This window comes from Flavobacterium ardleyense, from assembly GCF_042686085.1.
Classification (GTDB): Bacteria; Bacteroidota; Bacteroidia; order Flavobacteriales; family Flavobacteriaceae; genus Flavobacterium; species Flavobacterium ardleyense.
The window spans coordinates 1-13,844 of record NZ_JBHUOL010000008.1; the positions used below are offsets into that span (position 1 = coordinate 1).

General features: G+C 40.3%; 1 protein-coding gene. It reads right to left on the minus strand.

What is annotated here, in order from left to right; translation table 11 throughout:
* The coding region (locus ACFSX9_RS03935; protein WP_379804687.1) for a beta strand repeat-containing protein at window positions 1–13,402 on the minus strand (13,402 nt) is incomplete at its 3' end.
* Window positions 13,403–13,844: the final 442 nt, after the last annotated feature.

Sequence of the window (13,844 nt, forward strand, 5' to 3'; positions counted from 1 at the left end):
CGATAGTAACATTACCATCCACATCAATACTTAATGGACCTTGAGTTGTAGGTGTTACATCGGTATTAATCGTCGTTACTAATACTCCATTTAAAGTGTCATTACCTAAAACATTTCCAGCAAATACCGGTCCTGTAACGTTAATTTCTACAACTTGTGGCGCATCGTTATTTGCGATAATCTCATTAGAAACTACAATAGTTACAATACCCGTTTCACAATTTGCTGGAACAGCTCCCACTTCACAGATTTCATAAACTACAATATAAGTTCCTGATGGTGTATCAATACCCACCGTGATTGTTCCTGTTGGGTTTAAGGTCAATCCTGTTGGAACATCAACACCAGTTAAGGTTACTTCTCCTGGGTTATTACCAATTACAACTGGTGTCCCGTTTAAAGTATCGTTAGTTACAACACTTGGCGTGTCATTACCACTAATAATTGGCGCGCTCGTATAATCATCATCAACGGCGATTAATTCATTAAATACCACTACAATTGCTGTAGCCGTATCACAATTTGCGGGAACAGCTCCCACTTCACAAATAGTGTATGTAATTGTATAGGTTCCACTTGGTGTGTTTGGTGTAACTGTTAAGATTCCCTCGGCATCAATTGCTAATGGACCATCTGTAACTGGTGTAACATCCGTATTAGTGGTCGTTACTGGAGTTCCGTTTAAGGTATCGTTTGTAAGTACACTTCCACCTGTTGATGCAATCGTATCATCGTTAGCAACAATTGTGTTGTTGATTACAACTGTAGCAATCGCCGTATCACAATTTGCTGGATTCGCGCCCACTTCACAAATAGTGTATGTAATTGTATACGTTCCACTTGGTGTGTTTGGTGTAACTGTTAAGATTCCGTCGGCATCAATTGTTAATGGACCATCTGTAACTGGTGTAACATCCGTATTAGTGGTCGTTACTGGATTTCCGTTTAAAGTATCGTTTGTAAGTACACTTCCACCTGTTGATGCAATCGTATCATCGTTAGCAACAATGGTATTGTTTACTACAACTGTAGCAATCGCCGTATCACAATTTGCTGGATTCGCTCCCACTTCACAAATAGTGTATGTAATTGTATAGGTTCCACTTGGTGTGTTTGGTGTAACTGTTAAGATTCCGTCGGCATCAATTGTTAATGGACCATCTGTAACTGGTGTAACATCCGTATTAGTGGTCGTTACTGGATTTCCGTTTAAAGTATCGTTAGTAATTACACTTCCACCTGTTGATGCAATCGTATCATCGTTAGCAACAATGGTATTGTTTACTACAACTGTAGCAATCGCCGTATCACAATTTGCTGGATTCGCTCCCACTTCACAAATAGTGTATGTGATTGTATAGGTTCCACTTGGTGTGTTTGGTGTAACTGTTAAGTTTCCGTCCGCATCAATTGCTAATGGACCCTGTGTAACTGGTGTAACATCCGTATTAGTGGTCGTTACTGGAGTTCCGTTTAAGGTATCGTTAGTAATTACACTTCCACCTGTTGAGGCAATCGTATCATCGTTAGCAACAATGGTGTTTGTAACTACAACTGTAGCAATCGCCGTATCACAATTCGCTGGATTCGCTCCCACTTCACAAATAGTGTATGTGATTGTATAGGTTCCACTTGGTGTGTTTGGTGTAACTGTTAAGTTTCCGTCGGCATCAATTGCTAATGGACCCTCTGTAACTGGTGTAACATCCGTATTAGTGGTCGTTACTGGATTTCCATTTAAAGTATCGTTTGTAAGTACACTTCCACCTGTTGATGCAATCGTATCATCGTTAGCAACAATGGTGTTTGTAACTACAACTGTAGCAATCGCCGTATCACAATTCGCTGGATTCGCTCCCACTTCACAAATAGTGTATGTAATTGTATACGTTCCACTTGGTGTGTTTGGTGTAACTGTTAAGTTTCCATCCGCATCAATTGCTAGTGGACCATCTGTAACTGGTGTAACATCCGTATTAGCGGTCGTTACTGGAGTTCCGTTTAAAGTATCGTTAGTAAGTACACTTCCACCTGTTGAGGCAATCGTATCGTCGTTAGCAACAATGGTGTTTGTAACTACAACTGTAGCAATCGCCGTATCACAATTCGCTGGATTCGCGCCTACTTCACAAATAGTGTATGTGATTGTATACGTTCCACTTGGTGTGTTTGGTGTAACTGTTAAGTTTCCGTTGGCATCAATTGTTAGTGGACCATCTGTAACTGGTGTAACATCCGTATTAGTGGTCGTTACTGGAGTTCCGTTTAAAGTATCGTTAGTAAGTACACTTCCACCTGTTGAGGCAATCGTATCATCATTAGCAACAATTGTGTTGTTGATTACAACTGTAGCAATCGCCGTATCACAATTTGCTGGATTCGCGCCCACTTCACAAATAGTGTATGTAATTGTATACGTTCCACTTGGTGTGTTTGGTGTAACCGTTAAGTTTCCGTCGGCATCAATTGCTAATGGACCGTCTGTAACTGGTGTAACATCCGTATTAGTGGTCGTTACTGGATTTCCGTTTAAGGTGTCGTTTGTAATTACACTTCCACCTGTTGAGGCAATCGTATCATCGTTAGCAAAAATGGTGTTTGTAACTACAACTGTAGCAATCGCCGTATCACAATTTGCTGGATTCGCGCCCACTTCACAAATAGTGTATGTAATTGTATACGTTCCACTTGGTGTGTTTGGTGTAACCGTTAAGTTTCCGTCGGCATCAATTGTTAATGGACCATCTGTAACTGGTGTAACATCCGTATTAGTGGTCGTTACTGGATTTCCGTTTAAGGTATCGTTTGTAATTACACTTCCACCTGTTGATGCAATCGTATCATCATTAGCAACAATGGTGTTGTTGATTACAACTGTAGCAATCGCCGTATCACAATTTGCTGGATTCGCGCCCACTTCACAAATAGTGTACGTAATTGTATACGTTCCACTTGGTGTGTTTGGTGTAACTGTTAAGTTTCCGTCGGCATCAATTGCTAATGGACCCTCTGTAACTGGTGTAACATCCGTATTAGTGGTCGTTACTGGATTTCCGTTTAAAGTATCGTTTGTAAGTACACTTCCACCTGTTGATGCAATCGTATCGTCGTTAGCACAAATTAAATTACCAATTACAATGTTTATTGTTGCAACTGAAGTACATCCAACAGTATTTGTAACTGTATACGAATAGCTTCCTGCAGTTAATCCTGAGATTACTGTAGTAGCGGTGTTTCCTGAGATGTTTCCTGGATTTATCGTCCAATCTCCTGATGGTAATCCTGTTAATTCGATACTTCCTGTCGCTACTGCGCAAGTTGGTTGTGTGATCGTTCCAACAGTTGGAGTACTTGGTGTTGCTGGTTGCGCATCAATTACAATGTTTATTGTTGCAACTGAAGTACATCCTACAGAATTAGTAACCGTGTAAGTATAGCTTCCCGCAGTTAATCCTGAGATTACTGTAGTAGCGGTGTTTCCTGAGATGTTTCCTGGATTTATCGTCCAAGCTCCTGATGGTAATCCTGTTAACTCAACACTTCCTGTCGCTACTGCGCAAATTGGTTGTGTGATCGTTCCAACAGTTGGAGTATTTGGTGTTGCTGGTTGCGCGTCAATTACAACAGTTACTGCTGCGTTTGAAACACATCCAACGGCATTAGTAACTGTATAGGAATAGCTTCCTCCAGTTAATCCTGAGATTACTGTAGTGGCTGTGTTTCCTGAGATGTTTCCTGGGTTGATCGTCCAATCTCCTGCTGGTAATCCTGTTAACTCAACACTTCCTGTCGATACTGCGCAAGTTGGTTGTGTGATCGTTCCAACAGTTGGAGTACTTGGTGTTGCTGGTTGCGCATCAATTACAATGTTTATTGTTGCAACTGAAGTACATCCAACAGCATTTGTAACTGTATACGAATAGCTTCCTGCAGTTAATCCTGAGATTATTGTAGTAGCTGTGTTTCCTGAGATGTTTCCTGGATTTATCGTCCAATCTCCTGATGGTAATCCTGTTAATTCAACACTTCCTGTTGCTACTGCGCACGTTGGTTGTGTGATCGTTCCAACAGTTGGAGTATTTGGTGTTGCTGGTTGCGCGTCAATTATAACAGTTACTGCTGCGTTTGAAACACATCCGACAGCATTTGTAACTGTATAGGAATAGCTTCCTGCAGTTAAACCTGAGATTACTGTAGTAGCGGTGTTTCCTGAGATATTTCCTGGGCTGATCGTCCAATCTCCTGCTGGTAATCCTGTTAACTCAACACTTCCTGTCGCTACTGCGCAAGTTGGCTGTGTGATTGTTCCAACAGCTGGAGCTGAAGGTGTTGCTATTTGCACATTAATTACAGCATTAGCTGAAAAAACAGAACTACATCCAACAGAATTAGTGACAGTAAAATTGTAACTTCCTGATATTAATCCCGAAACAATTGTAGTTGTCCCTGTTCCGGTTATAATTGATTCTTCTGGATATATTGTTATCGTCCAATCTTCCGCTGGTAATCCTGTTAACTCAACACTTCCTGTTGCTACTGCGCAAGTTGGTTGTGTGATCGTTCCAACAGTTGGAGTATTTGGTGTTGCTGGTTGCGCATCAATTAAGATGTTTATTGTTGCAACTGAACTACATCCGACAGCATTTGTAACTGTATAACTATAACTTCCTGCAGTTAATCCTGAGATTATTGTAGTCGCGGTGTTTCCTGATATGTTTCCTGGATTTATCGTCCAAGCCCCTGATGGTAATCCTGTTAATTCGATACTTCCTGTCGCTACTGCGCAAGTTGGTTGTATGATCGTTCCAACAGTTGGAGTATTTGGTGTTGCTGGTTGCGCGTCAATTACAATGTTTATTGTTGCAACTGAACTACATCCAACAGCATTTGTAACTGTATAACTATAACTTCCTGCAGTTAATCCTGAGATTACTGTAGTAGCGGTGTTTCCTGAGATGTTTCCTGGGTTTATCGTCCAAGCCCCTAATGGTAATCCTGTTAATTCGATACTTCCTGTCGCTACTGCGCAAGTTGGTTGTGTGATCGTTCCAACAGTTGGAGTATTTGGTGTTGCTGGTTGCGCATCAATTACAATGTTTACTGTTGCAACTGAACTACATCCGTTAGCACTAGAAGTTACCGTATAAGATCCTGCTGTTGCTGTTACAACGCCAGTTGTACTTACTGTAGGTCCTGCTGGTAAAAATGTATAAGTATTTGATGTGTTATAATTTGTAATTGTAAAACTTCCAGTAGCTAAGGCACAAGAAGGCTGTGTTACTTTTGATAATAACGGAACAGCTGGTGTTGCTGGTTGAGCATTAATCACAACATTTGCTGATTCAACTGTAGTACATCCGTTAGCACTAGAAGTTACCGTATAAGTTCCTGCTGTGGCTGTTACAATACCAGTTGCACTTACTGTAGGACCTGCTGGTAAGAATGTATAATTATTTGATGCGTTATAATTGGTAATTGTAAAACTTCCAGTAGCTACGGCACAAGTAGGCTGTGTTACTGTAGTTAATACCGGAACAGCTGGTGTGGCTGGTTGAGCATTTATCACAACACTTGCAGAAGTTGCTGAAGTACATCCGTTAGCACTAGAAGTTACCGTATAAGTTCCTGCTGTTGCTGTTACAACTCCTGTTGCACTAACTGTAGGTCCAGCTGGTAAAAATGTATAAGTATTTGATGCGTTATAATTGGTAATTGTAAAGCTTCCAGTTGCCAAGGCACAAGTAGGCTGCGTCACTGCAGTTACTACCGGAACAGCTGGTGTAGCTGGTTGATCATCTACTGTTACACTTGTAGAAGCTGCTGAAATACATCCGTTTGCACTAGAAGTTACCGTATAAGTTCCTGCTGTTGCTGTTACAACTCCTGTTGTACTTATTGTAGGTCCTGCTTGTGAGAACGTATAAGTATTTGATGCGTTATAATTTGTAATAGTAAAACTTCCAATAGCTAAGGCACAAGTAGGCTGTGTTACTGCTGATAATACCGGAACAGCTGGTGTAGCCGGTTGAGAATTTACTGTAACACTTGTAGAAACTACTGAAGTACATCCGTTAGCACTAGAAGTTACAGTGTAAGTTCCCGCTGTTGCTGTTACAACGCCAGTTGCACTTACTGTAGGTCCTGCTGGTGAGAATGTATAAGTATTCGATGTGTTATAATTTGTAATAGTAAAACTTCCAGTAGCTAAGGCACAAGTAGGCTGCGTTACTGCTGATAATACCGGAACAGCTGGTGTAGCAGGTTGAGCATTTACTGTAACACTTGTAGAAACTGATGAAATACATCCGTTAGCACTAGAAGTTACCGTATAAGTTCCTGCTGTTGCTGTTACAACGCCAGTTGCACTTACTGCAGGTCCTGCTGGTGAAAACGTATAAGTATTTGATGTGTTATAATTCGTAATTGTAAAACTTCCAGTAGCTACGGCACAAGTAGGCTGCGTTACTGCTGATAATAACGGAACAGCTGGTGTTGCTGGTTGAGCATTAATCACAACATTTGCTGATTCAACTGAAATACATCCGTTAGCACTAGAAGTTACCGTGTAAGTTCCTGCTGTTGCTGGTACAACACCAGTTGTACTTACTGTAGGTCCTGCTGGTGAGAACGTATAAGTATTTGATGCGTTATAATTTGTAATAGTAAAACTTCCAGTAGCTAAGGCACAAGTAGGTTGCGTTACTGCTGATAATACCGGAACAGCTGGTGTAACCGGTTGAGCATTTACTGTAACACTTGTAGAAACTGCTGAAGTACATCCGTTAGCACTAGAAGTTACCGTGTAAGTTCCTGCTGTGGCTGTTACAACACCAGCTGCACTTACTGTTGGTCCTGCTGGTAAGAATGTATAAGTATTTGATGCGTTATAATTTGTAATAGTAAAACTTCCAGTAGCTAAGGCACAACTAGGCTGCGTTACTGCTGATAATACCGGAACAGCTGGTGTAACCGGTTGAGCATTTACTGTAACACTTGTAGAAACTGCTGAAGTACATCCGTTAGCACTAGAAGTTACCGTATAAGTTCCTGCTGTTGCTGTTACAACTCCAGTTGTACTTACTGTAGGTCCTGCTGGTGAAAATGTATAAGTATTTGATGTGTTATAATTTGTAATAGTAAAACTTCCTGTAGCTAAGGTACAAGTAGGCTGTGTTACTGGTGATAATACTGGAACAGCTGGTGTAGCAGGTTGAGCATTTACTGTAACACTTGTAGAAACTGCTGAAGTACATCCGTTAGCACTAGAAGTTACAGTGTAAGTTCCTGCTGTGGCTGTTACAACGCCAGTTGCGCTTACTGCAGGTCCTGCTGGTGAAAATGTATAAGTATTTGATGTGTTATAATTCGTAATTGTAAAACTTCCAGTAGCTACGGCACAAGTAGGCTGCGTTACTGCTGATAATAACGGAACAGCTGCTGTAGCCGGTTGAGCATTTACTATAACACTTGTAGAAACTGCTGAAGTACATCCGTTAGCACTAGAAGTTACAGTGTAAGTTCCTGCTGTGGCTTTTACAACGCCAGTTGTACTTACTGTAGGTCCTGCTGGTGAGAACGTATAAGTATTTGATGCGTTATAATTTGTAATTGTAAAACTTCCAGTAGCTAAGGCACAAGTAGGCTGCGTTACTGTTGATAATATCGGAACAACTGGTGTAGCCGGTTGAGCATTTACTGTAACACTTGTAGAAACTGCTGAAGTACATCCGTTAGCACTAGAAGTTACTGTATAAGTTCCTGCTGTTGCTGTTACAACACCAGTTGTACTTACTGTAGGTCCTGCTGGTGAAAATGTATAAGTATTTGATGTGTTATAATTTATAATTGTAAAACTTCCTGTCGCTACTGCGCAAGTTGGTTGTGTGATCGTTCCAACAGTTGGAGTATTTGGTGTTGCTGGTTGAGAATTTATCACAACATTTGCTGATTCAACTGAAGTACATCCGTTAGCACTAGAAGTTACCGTATAAGTTCCTGCTATTGCTGTTACAACACCACTTGCACTTACTGTAGGACCTGCTGGTAAGAATGTATAAGTATTTGATGCGTTATAATTTGTAATAGTAAAACTTCCAGTAGCTACGGCACAAGTAGGCTGAGTTACTGCTGATAATACCGGAACAGCTGGTGTAGCCGGTTGAGCATTTACTGTAACACTTGTAGAAACTGCTGAAGTACATCCGTTAGCACGAGAAGTTACAGTGTAAGTTCCTGCTGTTGCTGTTACAACACCAGTTGCACTTACTGTAGTTCCTGCTGGTGAAAATGTATAAGTATTTAATGCGTTATAATTTGAAATAGTAAAACTTCCAGTAGCTAAGGCACAAGTAGGCTGCGTTACTGCTGATAATATCGGAACAGCTGGTGTAGCCGGTTGAGTATTTACTATAACACTTGTAGAAACTGCTGAAGTACATCCGTTAGCACTAGAAGTTACCGTATAAGTTCCTGCTGTGGCTGTTACAACACCACTTGCACTTACTGTAGGACCTGCTGGTGAGAATGTATAATTATTTGATGCGTTATAATTTGTAATTGTAAAACTTCCAGTAGCTACGGCACAAGTAGGCTGAGTTACTGCTGATAATACCGGAACAACTGGTGTAGCCGGTTGAGCATTTACTATAGCACTTGTAGAAACTGCTGAAGTACATCCGTTAGCACTAGAAGTTACCGTATAAGTTCCTGCTGTGGCTGTTACAACACCACTTGCACTTACCGTAGGACCTGCTGGTAAGAATGTATAAGTATTTGATGCGTTATAATTTGTAATAGTAAAACTTCCAGTAGCTACGGCACAAGTAGGCTGAGTTACTGCTGATAATACCGGAACAGCTGGTGTAGCCGGTTGAGCATTAATCACAACACTTGCAGAAGCTGCTGAAGTACATCCGTTAGCACTAGAAGTTACCGTATAAGTTCCTGCTGTGGCTGTTACAACACCAGTTGCACTTACTGTAGGTCCTGCTGGTAAGAATGTATAAGTATTTGATGCGTTATAATTTGTAATTGTAAAACTTCCAGTAGCTACGACACAAGTAGGCTGCGTTACTGTTGATAATACCGGAACAGCTGGTGTAGCCGGTTGAGCATTAATCACAACACTTGCAGAAGCTACTGAAGTACATCCGTTAGCACTAGAAGTTACCGTATAAGTTCCTGCTGTGGCTGTTACAACACCAGTTGAACTTACTGTAGGTCCTGCTGGTAAGAATGTATAAGTATTTGATGCGTTATAATTTGTAATTGTAAAACTTCCAGTAGCTACGACACAAGTAGGCTGCGTTACTGCTGATAATACAGGAACAGCTGGTGTAGCCGGTTGAGCATTAATCAAAATATTTACTGATTCAACTGAAATACATCCAACAGCATTTGTAACTGTATACGAATAGCTTCCTGCAGTTAATCCTGAGATTACTGTAGTAGCAGTGTTTCCTGAGATGTTTCCTGGGTTTATCGTCCAAGCTCCTGCTGGTAATCCTGTTAATTCAACACTTCCTGTTGCTACTGCGCAATTTGGTTGTGTGATCGTTCCAACAGTTGGAGTACTTGGTGTTGCTGGTTGCGCGTCAATTACAACACTATCTGTCTGCGCTGATATACATCCTGAATCATTAGTTACAGTAAATGTATAACTTCCTGTTGCCAATCCAGAAATTGTTGTAGAAGCGGTGTTTCCAGCTATTGTTTCTCCTCCTGGATATATCGTTATTGTCCAATTTCTTGATGGTAAAGCGCTTAAAGTAACACTTCCTGTAGCTACTGCGCATGTTGGTTGCTGAATAACCCTTACCGTTGGAGTAGCCAATGGTGTAGGCACAGGACTAATTCTAACATTAGCCGATACTACCGAAGTACATCCTGAAGCATTAGTTATCGTAAATCTAAAAGTTCCTGCTGGTAATCCTGAAATTGTAGCAATTGTAGTATTTCCAGTTGTTGTTACTGCTCCTGGATTTCGTGTTATTGTCCAGTTTCCTGATGGTAATGCACTTAAAAAAACACTACCGCTTGTCACGTTACACGTTGGCTGCGTGATGGTACCAACAAGCGGAGGCTTTGGTGTTGCTGGTTGCGTGTCAATCACAATATTTGATAAAGAATCTGAACATCCGCCTGCACTAGAAGTTATAGTATAAGTTCCTGGTGAAGCTGTTACAACTCCACTTGAATTTACAGTAGGTCCTGCTGGTGAGAATGTATAAGTGTTTGCTGTATTATAATTTGTAATTGTAAAACTTCCAGTTGCTGTTGAACACGAAGGTTGTGTAATAGTTCCGATAGTTGGAACAGCTGGTTTTGGATTCACAGTAGCTGCTACAGCAACTCTAGAACCTGATGCACATCCATCTAAAATTGCATCTACATAATAAGTAGTAGTTACGTTTATAACTGGAGTAGTAAAAGTTAATCCCGCAAACAATGGAGAACCTCCTTGTACAGAAGAATACCAGTTTACCGTTCCTGCTGAAGCTGTAGCTTGAAGAGTCACAGTTCCCGAACCACATCTACTTCCTGGTGTTGTACTGGTAATTGTTGGCACTTTCTTTACAGTTGCAATAACTGGAACTCTGCCTGATGAGCAACCATTAGCAATTACTTCTACATAATACGTTTTGCTTACTGATAAAACCGGTGTCGTAAAACTAACTCCTGTTCTTAGTGGAGCGCCATCTGTTGCGTTTGCGTACCAGCTAATTATTCCATCTGATGCAGTAGCGCTTAACGTTACTTCGCCTGGTCCACAAACTGCTCCTGCGATTACACTAATCGTCGGTTTTGGATTAATTATAAAATTGGTAGCTGCCTTACATCTGGGATCGCTAGAACAACTAGCATAAAAAGTTGTAGTTCCCGGAGTATTAGTATTTAATAAACCTGAGCCGGCAACACCAACAGGATTAAACGAAGCGCCTGTTCCTAAATAAACATCGGCTGCATTATACCAATTTACAGAACCATTTAAGCATTCGGTAGTAACGGCTGTTAAATATCCTGTTTCACCAACACATATTGAAACACTTGTTGTCACGGGAGTAGCAGCTACAGCATTGATTACAATATTACTAGGTATTGAAGTACACCCAGCACCATTTGTTGTTGTTACATCATAACTGCCAGGAACTAATCCTGAGAAAATACCTGTTGAATTACTAATTGGAGCACCAACTGGATTTACACCAATTAATGTATAGCTTATACCTGCACCATTTGCAGGATTAATAACGTTTAATGTTCCTGTTGGAAGAGTACAATCTGGCTGAATCACATCAACCCTAGGATCTGTTGGTAATTTTAAAATTTCTATATCATCCACGGTTAAACCAGCACCGTTAAAATTCATACCTGGCACTTTTGACCCTACTTCAGTTTGGTAAAAAGTATTTGCACTGTTAAATGAATTAGTAAATGCAGTAACTTTTCTATTTGAATCTGCATCTGTTCTCTTAGGATCAAGATAAAGAGCTTGTGCACTCGCGCTATAAATTCCAGGATTGATTGTTTGGATTTTCCCTATTAAAGTTATAGTCACAACACCATTTTGGGCAATATTAAATCCTCCAAATATTGGACTACTGGCCGCACTCGTATTAGTTAAAAGACCAGCTGGGCCAGTTGCTTCAAAAGAATAAGTTGCTGTTGCTGCGCTAAACACAATACCTGTTGGAAAAGCAAAATTCAACGCTACTCCTGCAGCGTTTCCGCTACCTGTATTTTTTATTTCTATTTCATAGCTTACTGTACCTTCAATTACGTTACAAACAGCATTATATAAAGATTTCACCTTAACATCAAGAGAAGGTAAGCAATTAGCATTAACCTGAAGATATGGAGGCAATTGCTCTTCTACACCAAAGCTAGCAATGTATCCATCTTGCCCATCTAAAGCGCCATGAGAATCCCCTGCACCATTATTTATTTTCCCTGCAATTCCTTTGATAGCACTAGCACTAATTGTAACTCCTGTTAAAAGATTATGTCTAATAATCCCACCACCACCACCACCACCAGGGCCGTGAGCGGTACTTGTCTCAGTATTACCACCTTTTCCACCTTTTGCTTGAATTGTAATTGAACCTGTACTTGGATTTGAAATATTTAATAAAACAGTTCCACCAGCTCCCCCTCCTCCAGCTCCATCCGCTGAACCACTAAATGCTCCTGGTGCTCCAGCGCCACCATTAGCATAAATATATCCTGTTCCTACGGTATTACCGGCGTTTATAAGAATTATTGCCCCACCTACTCCTCCTTTTACTCCTGAAGTAGCATTGTTAGCATCTCCGGCACCACCACCACCACCTAAAAATAATCTATCTAAAGACGGGTTAGCAGAAAGATAAGATTTATAACCAGGTCTTCCTCCTCCAGTTAATGGGGAAATATTCCCTAAAGCACCTTGCCATCCTTTACCACCAAGTCCACCAAAACCTCCATTACCACCACCACCACCACCGGCGTTGTGATCATTCCCACCACCTCCTGCATTACCCGGCGCTCCTCTACCAGCAGATCCACCCGGCAGACCTTCTATTACATTGTCTACCTGATTATATCCATCCCACATATATCTAGGTGTACCTGCAATTCCTTCACCTTTTCCAGAGATCGCAGTTGATGAAGAAAGACCAACGTATATTGTAGAATTATTTTTATCTGAATCTGCTATAGGGCTATATCCACCTCTAAATCCTCTCGCACTTCCATTAATAGTTTTTCCATTGAAATTAAAAGTACCCGATACGTTAAAAGCAATTACACCTCCAGTTGTTCCATTAAAAGGTGGAGTTGTTATATCTGTTGTTAATGTTAAATTTGAATATTGAGGAACTCTAATGATTTGAAAAGTTCTCTTTCCTCTTGTAGCAGTTGAAGTGGCGTTATAAAAACTATTTATAACTCCCCCACCAGCGCCTGCACCTTTAAAAGTTAAATTACCTCCAGCTAGCGGTACGTTGTTTGTTGCAATCACATATTCAAAAACACCGGTGCTTCCACCATCTGTAAATCCCGTACCTCCTAATCCATCTGCACCTGTAGTTTCAAGTCCAGAACCGTAAACAGGACTATTAGCATAGTTGATCTGAGCATCCTGTATCTGAATTATAAGTAGTAAATCTCCTGTTGAAATTTGTATAGTACCAAAATTATTACCATATAAATCAGCTGGCGCAACCGCACCCAATAATATTGATTGCGCACCTGTATTAAGCGTTATATCTCCAGCAACTGGATAATAGGTATTTATGGAACTAGAAACTGTGGCAGGACCATCAAGTCCTGGCGTTCCACACACTTGCGCTTCTGCTGTGTAAGCGAAGATAAAGAATGTTAAAAAAATAAAAAATAAATTTTTAACGTAGGTAAAGTTCTTCATAATAAATGGGGCATTATTATTATAGAGATCTACTTCAAAGAAAATAGAAAACTAATGGGGTAAGTAGGTTAAAATAAACAAATTCTTAAAGCGACGCAAATTTAACACAAATTGCTCATTAAAAAAAAAAACCATACTATACTCGTTGAAAGGTAATTATTACCGATAAAAAGCTTGCTTAATATTATTTAATTACAAAAAAAGTATATTATATAAGAAAACACTTGCAAATAAATATCGCAAGTGTTTAGCTATTAATCATATACGATAATTTATATATGCTTTTTATTTTGAATTATTCTCTGTTACATTGCGGTAATAATAAATTCACTTCTTCTATTTGCTTGGTGTTCTTCTTCCGAGCAATTTGATTGGTTTGTAGGTTCGCATCCGCAGTCATTTACTAATTGCGATTCGCCATAACCTTTTCCTGTTAATCGAT